The sequence below is a fragment of the Arcobacter lacus genome, assembly GCF_003063295.1.
In the GTDB taxonomy this organism is placed as follows: Bacteria; Campylobacterota; Campylobacteria; order Campylobacterales; family Arcobacteraceae; genus Aliarcobacter; species Aliarcobacter lacus.
Genome location: NZ_MUXF01000016.1, coordinates 87,690 through 102,970 on the forward strand (window position 1 = coordinate 87,690; position 15,281 = coordinate 102,970).

Here is a 15,281-nt window from a genome sequence, read left to right on the forward strand (position 1 = left end):
AGATTTTATCATAATAAGATTAAATTTTTATAAGAAATTAAACTTCATACATCAAACAACTATCTGTTTTTAGATATATTAGATATGATTTTACATTAGCAGTTTGGAATATATCTTTTATTGCTTTTTTATAATATAAAACTTGACTTTTGTGTTCTTCTAACTCTTCTTTTGTAGTTTTATAATCTATAATGTAGTAACTATCATCCTTATAAAGAAGCAAATCTATAATTTTTATTTCTTCTTTATAGATTAGAGCTTGTTCACTAATGAACGAAGAATTTATTATTATGGAATTAAATAATTCATTATTTAATAAAAAATTTAATCGTCGTTCAATATCCACAAAATCTTCATCATTTAAGTAGTTTGAAAATCTTGTTTTTGATAAGTTTACAAAATATTTTAAATTTTCTTTAGAAAAATCATTCATCATTTCCAAACAATAGTGAGTTGCTAAACCAAAATATTTTGCATGAAGATGATTTACTTCTATCTCTTTTTCTTTTACTATTTGTTTTTCTTGAGTTCCTAAATTTAATGGAGTATATGAAATTATATTTTTTCCTTCGTCTATTTTTACTAAATTTGAACTCTCAATTATTTTTCCAATTTTGCAAACATTCATATTTAATATATCAAAAACGCTTGATTTCTCTTTTTTTAAAATAATCATATTATTTTTTGCTCTTGTCATTGCAACATATAAAATATTTATTTCATCTTCTAAGCTTAGTTTTTTTTCTTTTTCTATAGCTTTTTCATACTCTTTATTGAAGTTTTCATAACCTTTTATTTTATAGAAAATATTTTTTAATTCTAAGTTTTCATAATCAAAAAGAAGTGAAGATTTATCAACATTTTTTCTTTTTATTCTATCAAGAAGTATTACAGTGTGAAACTCTAAACCTTTTGATTTAAAAATAGTTAATATCTGAAGCCCTTTAGATTCACTATTTTCCATAATAGCTTCGAGTTTATCGATTTCATAAACAAAATCAACTATGTTATTAAAATTTGAACTTACTTCAATAAGTTTAATTATATTTTCATCTATAATTTTTAGTTTTTTTGATAACTCTTTTATTAGTTCTTGAACAGAAATTTCATCTAAATTAATTTCCAAATCTAAAGTTGTTAAAAGTTTATTTCCAATAATAGCATTTAGATTTTCTTTATAAATTTCTTCTTTAAAATAGGTATATTTTATGGCATTTATAACTGCTTTTACATTTTGTTGATTTATGAGTTTTGAAGTCATTTCTGTTGAAATTTTCATATTTGGAAATTTTTGTTTTAAATAATAATATAAAGATAAAACATCATCATTTGTATAAGTTAAAATTGAAATATCATTAAAATTTACGCCATTTTTCAATAACTCTTCAATTTTTTTTGCAACATTTACAAACTTTTCATCTTCTTCAAAAGCAGTGTCAACAACAACTTCTACATAACCATTTGTTCTTACTGATTCTTGTTTAAAATACTCATAATTTGGCAAATTTAAAAAAAGCTCATTTACAAAATTTATTACATTTTCACATGAACGATAATTTGTATTTAAAACTTCAACTTCCAAAATCTTATTTGTATTTGCTACATAATCAAAAAGTTCTCTTTTCCCACCACGAAATCTATAAATTGATTGTTTTGTATCTCCCACATAAAAAAATGTTTTGAATTTTGTAACATCGCCTGATAAAATTTCATCAATTAATGGTTCTAAAATTTTGTATTGTAAAAGTGAAGTATCTTGAAATTCATCTATTAAAATATGAGAATAGTTTGAATCAAGTCTAAAATATAAAAAATCTTTATCTATTTTTGTAGATAACAAGTCATAAACTAAATTTGAAATATCATTAAATTCTAAATAGTTTTTATTTTTATTAAACTCAAATTTAAAATTTTTAAATTTTAAATATACTTCAAATATCTTGTTCAAGCTAAAACCAGCTCTTATTTTATAGTAAATTGATAACTCATCTTTTAACTTAAAAAAATCATTTTTATTTGATTCATTTGCACATTTTTTAAAATATGAATAATCTTCAAAATTCTCTTTTTCAAGCCAAGTTCTTCCAAATAAATCCTCAAAAGTCTCAAAATCAACTGCATTTTTTGCACTATTACTTGCATTTGCACAAGATAAAATTGATTCTTTTATCTTAAATGCCTCTTTTAAAATATTCTCTTTTTGTAGTTCAATCAAACTTGCATCGATATTTATAACTTCTATATCTTCATTTTTTTCTAAAATAGTTTTAAACAATTCAAAAATAGAGTTGAATTTCTTTTTTTCATAAAATGATAAATCTATCAAAGTTTGAAAATCTTTTTCATTAAGTGATTTTAAAAATTCATAACTAAGTTTTTCAATATCATCATTTTTTATTTCAAAATCATCACCTATTCCGATATATCCGCAAAATTCTCTTAAAATTTTATTTACAAATTTATCTATTGTAAAAATAGATAAGTTTGCATTTGAAAATTGTTTGATTAAGATATTTTTTTTACCAAGAATTTCTTCTTTACTTAAATTTACTTCATTTTCTATTGCATTTAAATATGCTTCATCATCTCCTAAAGTAAGAAGAGTTTTATAGATTCTTTCGCTCATTTCATTTGCAGCTTTATTTGTAAATGTTAGAGTTAAAATCTCATTTGGTTTTGCACCAAGAAGAAGTAAACAAATATATCGAACTGTTAGTGCGAAAGTTTTACCACTTCCTGCACTTGCTTTTAATGCTAAGTAATTTTTCATGGACTAATAATACTAAAGTAATACTTTTTTGTTAATAAGATTGTTTTAGCTATAATCTTAACTTTAAAAATCTCAAGGATATTTAATGGCACAAACAAATCCAAAAGTTCAAACTCTAATAGATGCTATTCCATATTTTAAAAAATTCTATGGAAAAACGATAGTTATAAAATATGGTGGATCTGCACAAACAAGTGATGATTTAAAAGAAAAATTTGCTCAAGATATAGTTTTATTAACTCTTTTAGGAATAAAACCTGTTGTTGTTCACGGTGGAGGAGCAAGAATTACAGAACTTTTAAATAAACTTGAAATTCCATCATCTTTTGTTGATGGATATAGAGTTACTTGTAAAGAGAGTATGAGAGTTGTTGAAATGGTTTTAAGTGGAGAAATTAATAAAAATATTGCTTCTTTATTAAATTTTCATGGTGCAAAAGCCATTGGAATTTCAGGGAAAGATTCTGGAATTATAAAAGCAGTTCCAAAAGATGGTGGAAAGTTTGGTTATACAGGAGATATAACTTCTGTAAATGGAGAACTTATAAATAATCTAATAAAAGAGGGATTTATTCCTGTAATTGCACCAATAGCAAATGGAGATGAAGCAAATCATCCAGGATTTAATATAAACGCTGATGTTGCAGCTTGTGAAATTGCAATGGCATTAAAAGCTCAAAAAGTTATATTTTTAACTGATACAATTGGTGTTTTAAATAAAAATGGTGAATTGATTCAAACTTTAGATAAAGCAAATGTTGAAATGTTTAAAAAAGATGGAACAATTGCTGGTGGAATGATACCAAAAGTTGATTCTTGTATTGAAGCTATTCATAATGGTGTAAATAAAGCACATATTATTGATGGTAGAGTTGAGCATTCAATTTTATTAGAGTTATTTACAAGTGATGGAATTGGAACACAATTTATCAGAGTTGATAATCCAAATAATGGTGTTGATATCGAAAAATTATTAAATAAACAAGATTAAAAGAGAAAAGGAAAGTAAGTGAATTTTATAGAAACAAGAGGAAATGACGGAATAAAACCTGTAGAAGTTCCATTTAGTGAAGCTATTTTAAATCCAAGTACATCTTTTGGAGGGCTTTATGTACCTAAGCATTTACCAAAATTAGAAGATAATTTTATTCAAAATCATGTAAATAAAAGCTACAAAGAGCTAGCTTATGATATTTTGAAAGCTTTTGAAATTGATATTGATGAAAATGAAATCAAAAAAGCTTTAGATTTATATGATAATTTTGATGATGCTTCAAATCCTTGTCCAGTTGTAAAGGTAAAAGAAGATTTATTTGTTCATGAACAATATCATGGACCAACACGAGCATTTAAAGATATGGCATTACAACCTTTTGGTTCAATTTTAAGCTCAATTGCAAAAAAAAGAGATGAAAAGTACCTTATTCTTGCTGCAACTTCAGGAGATACAGGACCAGCAGCATTAAATACATTTAAAAATAAAGAGAATATTCAAGTAGTTTGCCTTTATCCAGATGGTGGAACAAGTGATGTTCAAAGACTTCAAATGGTTTGTGAAGATGGGAAAAACTTAAAAGTATTAGGAATCAAAGGAAACTTTGATGATGCTCAAAATGCCCTTAAAAATTTACTTGCTTCAAAAACTTTTAAAGAGGAATTAGAAAAAGATAATATTAAATTAAGTGCTGCAAATTCAGTAAACTTTGGAAGAATTATATTTCAAATAATTTATCACTTCTGGTCATATATTCAACTATTGAAACAAAATGAAATTACATTTGGTGAAAAAATTTATTTAGTTGTTCCAAGTGGAAATTTCGGAAATGTTTTAGGAGCTTTTTATGCTCAAGAAATGGGACTTCCTATAGAAAAACTTTTAGTAGCATCAAATGAAAATAATATCTTAACAGAGTGGATAAATACAGGAATTTATGATATTAGAAATAAAGAACTAAAACTTACAAAATCTCCAGCAATGGATATTTTGAAATCTTCAAATATTGAAAGAGTAATTTATTCACTTTTTGGAGCAAATAGAACAAAAGAGTTAATGGAAGAGTTAAATAAAAATAATATATTTGAAATGAGTAAAAAAGAAACAGAACAACTACAAAAATATTTTTCTGCTATTTACTCAAATGACACTTTTGGAGCTAAAACAATTAAAGAGTTTTTAGATATTGGATACTTAATGGATCCTCATACTGCAACTTGTATAAAAGCATATAATGAGTTGAAAGAAAAACCTTTAAAAACTGTTATTTATTCAACTGCTGAATGGACAAAATTTTCTCCAACTGTATTAAATTCTTTAAATGAAAACTCTATAAAATATGCTGACAAAGAAGCTTTAGAAGAAATTTCATCAAAATATAGTGCAATCTTACCTGAAAGTATTAAAGAATTATTTAATGCAAAAATCAACCACTCTTTAGTAATAAATAAAGAAGATATTGAAACTGAAATCGTAAAATTTATTAGAGAATTATAATTTTCTCTAATAAAAATTTTATATAAATATTTTATACTAAAATAATTAAAAATTACAAAACTAATCCTCTAAATAATTTGATATGTATCAATATATTTTAAGAAAAATTATTATAAAATCAAGCCTAATTCTAAATTTTATATAAAGGAAGCCAAATATGTCTAATAAAACAAATAGACGAGATTTTATTGGTTATTCATTTGCTGCAGTTGCTGCGGTAGGTGGTGCTGCGTCTCTTGTTGGAATGAAACAAGTATGGGATCCACTTCCAAGTGTTCTTGCAGGTGGATTTACAGAAATAGATTTATCTTCAGTAAAAGCGGGTGAACCAGAAACTTTTACATGGAGAGGAAAACCTATTTTTGTTTTGAAAAAAACAACTGAGATGGAAAATAGTGATAGAGATTTAGTTATCGGTGAAGATAGATATACTGTTGCTATTGGTCTTTGTACACACTTAGGTTGTATTCCTGCATGGAAAAAAGATAAGTGGAAATGTGCATGTCATGGTGGGGAATTTAACCCTAGTGCAAAAAATGTTTTTGGACCACCACCAAGACCGCTAGATTTACCTCCATTTGAAGTAAAAGGAACTACAATCGTTTTAGGTAACGAAGGTCCTGAATACAAAAAAATCGCTGATACATTAAAAGCATAAGGAGTGATGAATGGCAAAATTTGAAAAAGCTAACTCTGTTGGAGAATGGTTAGACCAAAGACTAAATCTAACTACATTCAATAAAGTTATGATGACTGAATATTGGATTCCTAAAGATATAAATTTCTTATGGGCAATGGGTGTATTATTAGCTACTACTTTTGGTATTTTAGTAATTTCTGGACTGTTTTTAATGATGTATTACAAACCTGATGTTGCATTAGCATTTGATTCAGTTAACTATACAATTATGCAAGAAGTTGCATTTGGTTGGTTATTTAGACATATGCATGGTGTTGCAGCTTCTGTTGTATTCTTAATTATTTATATTCACATGTTTACAGGAATTTATTATGGTTCTTATAAACAAGGTAGAGAAATGATTTGGATTTCAGGTATGTTATTATTTATGACATTCTCTGCTGCTGGATTCTCTGGATATATGTTACCATGGGGACAAATGTCTTATTGGGCTGCAATGGTTATTACTAACTTATTTGGTGGAGTTCCTGTTATTGGTCCTGAATTAGTTGTATGGATTAGAGGTGACTTTAACGTTGCTGATGCTACATTAACAAGATTCTTTATGTTACACGTATTCTTATTACCAATTACTATTATGGGTATTATTGGACTACACTTTTATACATTAAGAATTCCTCACGTTAATAACCAATCTTCTGATGAATTTGATTTTGATGCTGAAGCTGAAAAATATTTAAGTGGAAACAAAAAAGAATCAAAAGTTATTCCTTTCTGGCCAATATTTATCTCTAAAGATTTAGCGGTTCTTGGAATATTCTTGATTTTCTATTTCTACTTAGTATTCTTCCATTATAATTTTGCAATGGATCCAGTAAACTTTGACCCGGCAAATTCAATGGTTACGCCTGCTCACATTTATCCAGAGTGGTATTTCTTATGGTCATATGAAGTATTAAGAGGTTTCTTCTTTGATATTGCTGGAATTAAAGCTTTTGATATTGGATTAATGGCTTTTGCTTTCGCTAATGGTATTTTCTTAGTATTACCTTGGTTAGATAGAGATCCAAAAATTTTACCAGCACACAGAAGACCAGCATTCTTTATTTGGTTCTGGATATTAATGGTAGATTTAATTGTTTTAACTGTTTATGGTAAATTACCTCCAACAGGAGCAAATGCATGGGTTGGATTCTTTGCAGCTGTAATATTTATTTTATTATTCATTGTACTTCCAATAATTACAAAAATTGATGCAAAAAGAAGGGGAACACTATGAGAGAATTTAAAATTTTAGCAGTAGTAATAGTTTTAACACTAATTACTTACTGGGGAGTTGAACCATTTGCTCATTCGCAAATGCATCCACATGTGTCTCCTGCAAATTTTAATTTTGCTGAAGCTGATAAAGAATCAGCAAAAGAAGGTGTTGAAAAAGCTGAAAAAGCTTTAGCTGAAGCTGAAAAAGCTGGAAATGAAAAAGCTATTCATACAGCAAAAACTGATTTAGATGCTAAAACAACTTTTGAAAAAGACATTAATGAATTTTGGGCTTCTAACGAAGAATCAATTAAAGCAGTTGGTGATGTAGCAAATGGTGAAACTTTAGTTACAACAAACTGTACAGCTTGTCATAGTATTGAATCAAAAGGTTTTCCAAAAGTTATGGATAATGCTACTGCAGCATCAGCTTATGGTGTTACTCCTCCTGATTTAAGTGCAGTAGGAAAACTTTATTCTAAAGAGTATTTAGTTGGATTTGTAAAAAACCCAGTTAAAGCTTCAAAAGTTGAACACAAATTTGTTGATGGAAAAGTTCATCCAATGCCAGGATATGATTGGATGTCAGCACAAGAAATTGCTGATATAGTTGCGTACTTACAATCAATTGCTCCAAAAGAGATGACTAACAAAGAAGTTTTCCATGATGCTTGTCAAAGATGTCACTCTATTAAATATGCTGATATGAAAGGTGGTTCAATGACTGCATTTACTCCAAATGCAGATATTAAAACTTATATGGGTAAATTACCTCCAGATTTATCTCAATATATCAGAAGTAGAGGTCATGAGTATTTAGATACATTTATTAATGATCCTCAAAAACAACTTGAAGGTACATCTATGCCAAGAGTTGGATTAACTGAAGAGTCACAAAAACAAGTAATTTCTTATTTAGAAGAAGTTGGAGATTCTAAAAAATTACAAAGAGAAGAATTAGGACCTAAGTTCTTAATCTATCTAGTAGTTTTTGCAATATTTGCATTCTTATGGAAAGCAAGTAAATGGAGAGATGTTCACTAAGAACATCTTTTCAAAATAAAAAAGGTATAGATTTTAAAATCTATACCTTTTTTTATTTATTAAAGAATAATTTTTGAGCTAGCAGAAATAATTGCTGTTTCAGAACGAAGTATTAAGTTTGAATCAAATCCAACAATAAAATTTTTATTGAATTTATCTCTTTCATTTTTAGAAAACCCACCTTCACAGCCAATAACTAAAGTTTTTATATTCTCTTTTTTTTCATCAATTGAAGTAGTTGAAAAATCAAGAAAATAAACTTCATCATTTTTTTCCATAAATTCATCTAAATTTTTACAAATTTCTAATTTAATAATACTTGAACGACCACACTGAGAAGAAGAATTGATAAGTATTTTTTCTAGTTTTTCTATATTTATTTTGAAGTTCTTTTGTGAAAAATCACTATATATAAAAGTGATTTTTTCAATTCCAATTTCATTTAAAGATGTTATATACTTTTCGATAGTTTTTGGATCAACAATACACCAACCAAGGTGTAGTTTTTTTTCATTTTCTAAAACTTTTTCTTCTTTTGAAAGTAAGTTTAAAAGAGCTTTTTTCTTATCAATAAAAGAAATTTTATATAAATAAATATATTTATCTTTTAAATTTCTAAAATAAATTTCATCATCAATCTTATGACGTCTAGCTTTTATTAAATAATTGTAAACTTCATCTTTTATTTCTAAAGATTCATTTCCACAAAATTCATCATAAGTAAATTGCATTAAAATACCTTAGAAATTGCATAAACAAAAATCAAAACTGAAATTTCAATAATATAGATCTTTTTTGCATATTTATAAAAATCATTTTGAAGTTCGATTTGTTCACTTTTTATAACTCTCATTTTTTTATATCTTTTTATTTCAATTACAAGTAAAAATATTGAAGCTGGAATCATCAAAGCTATTGTAATACTAAAGTGTTGAGCATAAAAAGCTACAATTGTTCCTGTATAAATAACAATTGCGTTTGTTAAATGATATAAAGGTGTCATAAATTTAAGTCTTTTAGCTAAGCTAATAAAGTTTTTCTGACTTAAAACAGAGTATAAATTAAATAACATTATACATAAGAAAAAATATATTGTGTAAACATGAGTTTGAATTGCATCTTGCATTAGTTCCATTAATCGTTTATCTCACTTTTAAAAAATTTTGGTATTATAGCCAACTTGTCATAAGTTTTAAATTTTAAATTTTAATATGATTTTAGTGTAATCAAAGGATTTATATATAATATGAATAAAGTATCAACAAAAAAAGCAATATGTATTTTAAGTGGAGGAATGGATTCTACTTTAAGTTCATACATTGCAAAAAAAGATGGTTTTGAAATAATTGCTGTACATTTTAATTATGGACAAAGAACTCAAAATAGAGAATTAAAAGCATTTAGAGATATTTGTAATGAACTAGATATAAAAAGTAAATATGAAATTGATATTCCATTTTTTACTCAAATTGGAGCAAATGCCTTAACAGATATGAGTATTGATGTTCCAACTAGTGGTTTAGAAGCTGGTGTTCCTATAACTTATGTTCCATTTAGAAATGGTATTTTTTTAGCAATTACTGCAGCAATTGCTGAAAAAGAAGGAGCAACTGCTATGTATATTGGTGTTGTACAAGAGGATAGTTCTGGTTATCCAGATTGTACAGAAGAATTTATTCAAGATATGAAAAAAGCAATAAATCAAGGAACTAAAGAAGATACAAAAATAGAGATAATTACGCCTTTAGTTCATCTGTCAAAAGCTCAAATTGTTCAAGAAGCTATAAAACTAAATGTTCCACTTGAACTTACTTGGTCTTGTTACAAAGAGGAAGAAGAAGCTTGTGGAGTTTGTGATTCTTGTAGATTAAGATTAAATGGATTTGAACAAGCTGGAAAAAAAGATCCAATAAAATATAAGGAATTTCAATGAAATGGGAAATTTCAAAAGAGTTTGACTTTTGTTATGGACATAGAGTTTGGTCTCAAACTTTAAATATTGATTTTTCTTTAGATGCTTGTTTGAAATGTAGGCATCTTCACGGTCATCAAGGAAAAGTCATTGTATATTTAGAATCAAATGAATTAAATAATTCAATGGTTACAGATTTTAAACACTTAAATTGGTTTAAAGCTTTTTTAGATGATGTACTTGACCATAAATTTATTTTAGATATTAATGATCCATTGTTTTCTACTTTGGTTCCAAATATAAAAAAAGAAGACTTAATAAAATTTGATGAAGGTTATTTCTCAATAAATTTAACAAATTTCAAAAACGAAGAATTAGAATTGTATGAAAGTTATGTAGTGGTTGATTTTGTACCTACAAGTGAAAATTTATCAGCATGGTTTTTAAAAATCGTACAAGAAAAAATGAATGGATTAAATATAAAAGTATCAAAAATTGAATTTTTAGAAACTCCAAAAAGTAAAAGTACTTTTTATGCTTGAAATAAATGAGATATTTGGACCAACAATTCAAGGAGAAGGAAAACTTGTTGGAACACCTTCTATTTTTATAAGATTTGGAAAATGCAATTTTAGTTGTACTGGTTTTGGTGTCGTTTATGAAACTCCAAGTGGTATAAAAAAGTGTGCTTGCGATTCTTATTATGCTGTAGATAAAGAGTTTAAAGATACTTGGATGAAATATCAAAGTTATAATGATATTGTGGCTGAAGTTGATAATTTAATTTCAACATATAATTATAATTACAAAATTGATATTGTAATAACTGGAGGAGAACCTCTTTTATATTGGAATAAAAAAGAGTTTCAAAAATTATTAAAACACTACATAGAAAATGGGCATAAAGTTACTATTGAGACAAATGCTTCTTTAAATATAAATTTTGAATTTGATTACCAAAAAGAAATTTTATTTTCAATGAGTGTCAAATTAAGTAATTCTTTGGAACCTTTAAATAAAAGAATAAATAAAAATACTTTAGTAAAGATTTTAGAAAATACAAAAGATTCTTATATGAAATTTGTAATTGGAAAAGATTTTTTGAATAAATCAAAAGCTGAAATTATTGAAATATTAAAAGATATTCCAAAATGTGAAGTTTATTTAATGCCATTAGGTGATACAGCTGATGAAATAAATAAAAATTGTGAAGATGTTATAAATATGGCAATAGAAAATGGTTTTAAATATTGTGATAGGTTACACATTAGAGTTTGGAATAATAAAAGAGGAGTTTAAACTCTAATAAAAATATTGATATAATAAGTACGAAATGTAAAAAATAAAAGGATTAAGATGAAATTTACTGGTTCAAATGTATTAGTTACAGGTGCAAGCAGAGGAATTGGAGCTGAAATTGCAAAGACACTTGCAAGTTTCGGATTAAAAGTTTGGATAAATTATAGAAGTGGTGCACAAGCTGCTGAAGCAATAAAAGAAGAGATTGAAAAAGCTGGTGGAAAAGCTGCAATAATTAAAGCTGATGTTACAAATGAAGAAGAGTTTGTAAATGCTATTAAAACAATTATTGATGCTGATGGAGAATTAGCATATTTAGTAAATAATGCAGGAATTACAAAAGATAAATTAGCTTTAAGAATGAGTGTACAAGATTTTACTGATGTTATAAATGCAAATTTAACTTCGGCTTTTATTGGATGTAAAGAAGCTTTAAAAGTTATGGGTAAAAAAAGATTTGGTTCTGTTGTAAATATCTCTTCAATTGTTGGAGAAATGGGAAATCCTGGTCAAACAAATTATTCAGCATCAAAAGGTGGATTAAATGCAATGACTAAATCTTTTGCAAAAGAAGCAGCGTCTAGAGGTATTAGATATAATGCAGTAACTCCTGGATTTATTCAAACTGATATGACACATGAATTAAAAGAGGAAGTAAAAGCTGAATATGAAAAAAATATTCCACTTTCAAGATTTGGTCAACCAAGTGAAATTGCCGATGCAGTAGCATTTTTATTAAGTGATCATTCTTCTTATATTACAGGGGAAATTTTAAAAGTAAATGGTGGATTATACGTTTAATTACTATAATCAAAAAAATATAATTTTATAGTTTAAAAGAGTTTTTAAAAACTTTTTTGCTATAATACAGCGATAATTTTATAAAAGGAAATAAATATGGCATTATTAGATGATGTAAAAGCGGTAGTTGTAGAGCAATTAGATTGTGATCCAGCTGAAGTAAAAGAAGATTCAAAATTCATTGAAGATTTAGGTGCTGATTCACTAGATGTAGTTGAACTAGTAATGGCTTTAGAAGAAAAATTCGACATCGAAATCCCTGATGAAGATGCTGAAAAAATCTTAACTGTTGCAGATGCTATAAAATACATCGAAAATAACGCGTAATTTTAACGCTTTTAAATAGAAGATTTGATCTTCTATTTACATATTTAAAATATTGAGTTTTTATTATTTAAAAATTGAATAATTCGAATAATTAATTTACATTGGAGCATATTTAGATGAGAAGAGTTGTTATTACAGGTTTGGGTACTATAAATTCAACAGGACACAACGTAAAAGATTCTTTTGAAGCAGTTACAAATGGTGTTTGTGGTATTGATACAATAACATTATTTGACGCGAGTGAATTTCCTGTACAAATAGCAGGTGAAGTTAAAAATTTTGACCCTGAAACTGTAATGGATAAAAAAGAAGTAAAAAAAGCTGATAGGTTTATTCAATTAGGAATTAAAGCTGCATTAGAAGCGATGATTGATTCTGGTTACGTAACACAAGAAGATAAAAAAGTTGATTCTTCTATTGCAGATAGATTTGGAATTATTTCAGGTTCAGGAATTGGTGGATTATCTACAATCGAAAAAAATTCTGTGACTTGTGAAAATAAAGGGCCTAGAAAAATTTCACCATTTTTTATTCCATCTTCTTTAGCAAATATGCTAAGTGGTTTTATCTCAATTGAGCATAATTTAAAAGGACCATCTTTAGGACATGTTACAGCTTGTGCTGCTTCTACTCATGCTTTAAATGATGCAGTTAAAACAATTGCACTAGGTGGTGCAGATAGAATTTTAGTTGTTGGAGCTGAGTCTGCTGTTTGTGGAGCAGGTGTTGGTGGATTTGCTGCAATGAAAGCATTATCAACAAGAAATGATAATCCTAAAAAATCATCAAGACCATTTGATATTGATAGAGATGGTTTTGTTATGGGTGAAGGTGCAGGAGCATTAGTTGTAGAAACTTTAGAATCTGCATTAGCTAGAAATGCAAAAATTTATTGTGAAATTATAGGTTTTGGAGAGTCAGGTGATGCTAATCATATAACTTCTCCTGTAATTGATGGACCTTTAAGAGCAATGAAAGCTGCTTTTGAAATGGCTAAAAATATAACAGGAGAATATCCAAAAATTGATTATATCAATGTGCATGGTACTTCAACACCAGTTGGTGATAAAAATGAAACATCAGCAATAAAAGAATTATTTGGTGGAAAAGAAAAATGTCCTCCAGTTTCTTCAACAAAAGGTCAAATTGGTCATTGTTTAGGAGCTGCTGGTGCTATTGAAGCAGTTTTTGCAATTAAAGCATTAGATGAAGGAATTATTCCTCCTACGATAAATGTTGAAAATCAAGATCCTGAATGCGATTTAGACGTAGTTCCAAATGTTGCAAGAAAATTAGAGTTAACTACTGTTATGAGTAATAACTTTGGTTTTGGTGGAACAAATGGTTCCGTAATTTTTAAAAAATATACAAAATAATTTATAAACCTAACCATTAAAGAGCTAATTTATTTAGCTCTTTTTTTAAGGAAAAACTTTGGCGACTTACTTAGAATTTGAAGAAAAAATCAAAAAAATAGAAGAGGATATCATTGTAGCAAAAACAAAAGCTGATGAACCTGCTGTGGATATCTTAGAAAAAAAATTAGAAAAAGAAGTTGAAAAAACTTTTAAAAATTTAAATGACTATCAAAAATTACAATTAGCAAGACATCCTGATAGACCTTATGCTCTTGATTATATCTCAGGACTTTTAAAAAATGCCTATGAAGTTCATGGAGATAGACATTATGTTGATGACCATGCAATAGTATGTTATTTTGGTTTTATTGATAATCAAAAAGTGTTAGTAATTGGTGAACAAAAAGGAAGAGGAACAAAAGAGAAGCTTCAAAGAAATTTTGGTATGCCAAGTCCTGAAGGATATAGAAAAGCTTTAAGAGCAGCTAAGATGGCTGATAAGTTTCAAATTCCAATTCTTATGTTAGTTGACACTCCGGGTGCATATCCTGGAATTGGAGCTGAAGAGAGAAATCAATCTGAAGCTATAGCAAAAAATCTATTTGAATTTGCAGATTTAACAACACCAACTATTTCTGTTGTTATTGGAGAAGGTGGTTCAGGTGGAGCTTTGGCTATCTCGGTTGCTGATAGATTAGCAATGATGAGATATTCAGTTTATGCAGTTATTTCTCCTGAAGGCTGTAGTGCAATTTTATGGAATGATCCAACAAAAGTTGAAACAGCAGCAAATGCCTTAAAAATAACAGCTGAAAACTTAAAAGAATTAAATTTAATAGATGATGTTATAAATGAGCCTTTAATTGGTGCTCATAGACAAAAAGAACAAGCAATTTTTGCTTTAAAAGAGTATTTTATAAAATCTCTAGCTGAGTTAAAAAAACTAACTCCTCAAGAGCGATTAGATAAAAAATATCAAAAACTTATGAACTTAGGTTCATTTACAAAATAGACAAAAAAGATTAAATATCTTCTTTGTCTCTTACTAATCTTCCAACTGATTCTCCACCAATCATATGAAAATGTAAATGATGCACTTCTTGCCCGCCATGATTTCCTATATTTGTAATTAATCTATAACCACTTTCATCAATATTAAGTTTTGTAGCTACTTTTTGAATAAATTCACTCATTGAAGACATGATATTTGTAGGTGTTACTTGAAACGAATCATAGTGTTCTTTTGGAATGATTAGGACATGAACTTTTCTTGTTGGATTTATGTCATTAAAAGCTAAAAAATTTTCATCTTCTAATATAGTTTGATTTGGAATTTCACCTTTTACAATTTTGCAAAATATACACATATTTTTTCCTTA

General features: G+C 27.3%; 16 protein-coding genes. 12 read left to right on the plus strand and 4 right to left on the minus strand.

The annotated features are described in order from the left end of the window. Window positions 1–37: 37 nt before the first annotated feature. Complete coding sequence (locus B0175_RS08190) at window positions 38–2,770, minus strand: RecB-like helicase (protein WP_108528117.1); 2,733 nt, start codon at window positions 2,768–2,770, stop codon at window positions 38–40. 85 nt (window positions 2,771–2,855) lie between these two features. On the opposite strand from B0175_RS08190, the gene argB reads away from it, so the two are divergent. The 5 genes from argB to B0175_RS08215 all read left to right on the plus strand — a co-directional run bounded on the left by argB (window position 2,856) and on the right by B0175_RS08215 (window position 8,205). After that, a complete protein-coding gene (gene argB / locus B0175_RS08195; RefSeq protein WP_108528118.1) occupies window positions 2,856–3,761 on the plus strand; it encodes an acetylglutamate kinase in 906 nt (301 codons plus the stop codon). Window positions 3,762–3,779: 18 nt separating this feature from the next. After that, window positions 3,780–5,261: a threonine synthase gene (thrC, locus tag B0175_RS08200; RefSeq protein WP_108528119.1), complete on the plus strand. Its 1,482-nt coding sequence runs from the start codon at window positions 3,780–3,782 to the stop codon at window positions 5,259–5,261. Window positions 5,262–5,418: 157 nt separating this feature from the next. After that, window positions 5,419–5,919 (plus strand): ubiquinol-cytochrome c reductase iron-sulfur subunit, encoded by a 501-nt coding sequence (gene petA, locus B0175_RS08205; RefSeq protein WP_108528120.1) that lies wholly within the window; start codon window positions 5,419–5,421, stop codon window positions 5,917–5,919. Between the two features lie 10 nt (window positions 5,920–5,929). Next, the gene (locus tag B0175_RS08210; RefSeq protein ID WP_108528121.1) at window positions 5,930–7,180 is read left to right on the plus strand and encodes a cytochrome b; all 1,251 of its coding nucleotides are present in this window, start codon (window positions 5,930–5,932) and stop codon (window positions 7,178–7,180) included. Then, window positions 7,177–8,205 carry a c-type cytochrome gene (locus B0175_RS08215; protein ID WP_108528122.1) on the plus strand — a complete coding sequence of 343 codons (1,029 nt, stop codon included), beginning with the start codon at window positions 7,177–7,179 and terminating at the stop codon, window positions 8,203–8,205. Before B0175_RS08210 ends, B0175_RS08215 begins: the two co-directional genes overlap by 4 nt. 59 nt (window positions 8,206–8,264) lie before the next feature. Here the strand turns inward: B0175_RS08215 and B0175_RS08220 are convergent, their stop codons facing one another. Next, on the minus strand, window positions 8,265–8,936 hold the full coding sequence (locus tag B0175_RS08220; RefSeq protein WP_108528123.1) for a 16S rRNA (uracil(1498)-N(3))-methyltransferase: 672 nt from the start codon (window positions 8,934–8,936) through the stop codon (window positions 8,265–8,267). Continuing rightward, window positions 8,936–9,331, minus strand: a complete 396-nt coding sequence (locus B0175_RS08225) for a hypothetical protein (protein WP_228156088.1) — start codon at window positions 9,329–9,331, stop codon at window positions 8,936–8,938. The genes B0175_RS08220 and B0175_RS08225 overlap by 1 nt, the downstream gene beginning before the upstream one ends. Before the next feature lie 120 nt (window positions 9,332–9,451). On the opposite strand from B0175_RS08225, the gene queC reads away from it, so the two are divergent. From queC to accA, 7 genes are all read left to right on the plus strand, one after another. Continuing rightward, complete coding sequence (gene queC, locus B0175_RS08230; RefSeq protein WP_108528125.1) at window positions 9,452–10,138, plus strand: 7-cyano-7-deazaguanine synthase QueC; 687 nt, start codon at window positions 9,452–9,454, stop codon at window positions 10,136–10,138. Then, window positions 10,135–10,659 (plus strand): 6-carboxytetrahydropterin synthase, encoded by a 525-nt coding sequence (locus tag B0175_RS08235; protein ID WP_014469351.1) that lies wholly within the window; start codon window positions 10,135–10,137, stop codon window positions 10,657–10,659. The genes queC and B0175_RS08235 overlap by 4 nt, the downstream gene beginning before the upstream one ends. Further along, the gene (locus B0175_RS08240) at window positions 10,652–11,416 is read left to right on the plus strand and encodes a 7-carboxy-7-deazaguanine synthase QueE (RefSeq protein ID WP_108528126.1); all 765 of its coding nucleotides are present in this window, start codon (window positions 10,652–10,654) and stop codon (window positions 11,414–11,416) included. The genes B0175_RS08235 and B0175_RS08240 overlap by 8 nt, the downstream gene beginning before the upstream one ends. 57 nt (window positions 11,417–11,473) lie before the next feature. Continuing rightward, on the plus strand, window positions 11,474–12,217 hold the full coding sequence (gene fabG / locus B0175_RS08245; protein WP_108528127.1) for a 3-oxoacyl-ACP reductase FabG: 744 nt from the start codon (window positions 11,474–11,476) through the stop codon (window positions 12,215–12,217). 96 nt (window positions 12,218–12,313) lie between these two features. Continuing rightward, the gene (acpP, locus tag B0175_RS08250; RefSeq protein WP_004510944.1) at window positions 12,314–12,544 is read left to right on the plus strand and encodes an acyl carrier protein; all 231 of its coding nucleotides are present in this window, start codon (window positions 12,314–12,316) and stop codon (window positions 12,542–12,544) included. Between the two features lie 116 nt (window positions 12,545–12,660). Next, the gene (locus B0175_RS08255; RefSeq protein WP_108528128.1) at window positions 12,661–13,920 is read left to right on the plus strand and encodes a beta-ketoacyl-ACP synthase II; all 1,260 of its coding nucleotides are present in this window, start codon (window positions 12,661–12,663) and stop codon (window positions 13,918–13,920) included. Window positions 13,921–13,978: 58 nt separating this feature from the next. Then, window positions 13,979–14,914: an acetyl-CoA carboxylase carboxyl transferase subunit alpha gene (gene accA, locus B0175_RS08260; protein ID WP_004510942.1), complete on the plus strand. Its 936-nt coding sequence runs from the start codon at window positions 13,979–13,981 to the stop codon at window positions 14,912–14,914. A gap of 10 nt (window positions 14,915–14,924) precedes the next feature. Here accA and B0175_RS08265 read toward each other — a convergent pair whose 3' ends face one another. Continuing rightward, complete coding sequence (locus tag B0175_RS08265; RefSeq protein ID WP_046997818.1) at window positions 14,925–15,269, minus strand: histidine triad nucleotide-binding protein; 345 nt, start codon at window positions 15,267–15,269, stop codon at window positions 14,925–14,927. Window positions 15,270–15,281: the final 12 nt, after the last annotated feature.

Bases quoted from the DNA above. Each gene is read 5' to 3' on its own strand.
- B0175_RS08220 (WP_108528123.1), bottom strand. From the start codon at position 8,936: ATGCAATTTACTTATGATGAATTTTGTGGAAATGAATCTTTAGAAATA.
- B0175_RS08215 (WP_108528122.1), top strand. From the start codon at position 7,177: ATGAGAGAATTTAAAATTTTAGCAGTAGTAATAGTTTTAACACTAATT.
- argB (WP_108528118.1), top strand. From the start codon at position 2,856: ATGGCACAAACAAATCCAAAAGTTCAAACTCTAATAGATGCTATTCCA.
- B0175_RS08265 (WP_046997818.1), bottom strand. From the start codon at position 15,269: ATGTGTATATTTTGCAAAATTGTAAAAGGTGAAATTCCAAATCAAACT.
- queC (WP_108528125.1), top strand. From the start codon at position 9,452: ATGAATAAAGTATCAACAAAAAAAGCAATATGTATTTTAAGTGGAGGA.
- petA (WP_108528120.1), top strand. From the start codon at position 5,419: ATGTCTAATAAAACAAATAGACGAGATTTTATTGGTTATTCATTTGCT.
- B0175_RS08255 (WP_108528128.1), top strand. From the start codon at position 12,661: ATGAGAAGAGTTGTTATTACAGGTTTGGGTACTATAAATTCAACAGGA.
- acpP (WP_004510944.1), top strand. From the start codon at position 12,314: ATGGCATTATTAGATGATGTAAAAGCGGTAGTTGTAGAGCAATTAGAT.
- B0175_RS08190 (WP_108528117.1), bottom strand. From the start codon at position 2,770: ATGAAAAATTACTTAGCATTAAAAGCAAGTGCAGGAAGTGGTAAAACT.
- B0175_RS08235 (WP_014469351.1), top strand. From the start codon at position 10,135: ATGAAATGGGAAATTTCAAAAGAGTTTGACTTTTGTTATGGACATAGA.
- fabG (WP_108528127.1), top strand. From the start codon at position 11,474: ATGAAATTTACTGGTTCAAATGTATTAGTTACAGGTGCAAGCAGAGGA.
- B0175_RS08210 (WP_108528121.1), top strand. From the start codon at position 5,930: ATGGCAAAATTTGAAAAAGCTAACTCTGTTGGAGAATGGTTAGACCAA.
- B0175_RS08240 (WP_108528126.1), top strand. From the start codon at position 10,652: ATGCTTGAAATAAATGAGATATTTGGACCAACAATTCAAGGAGAAGGA.
- B0175_RS08225 (WP_228156088.1), bottom strand. From the start codon at position 9,331: ATGCAAGATGCAATTCAAACTCATGTTTACACAATATATTTTTTCTTA.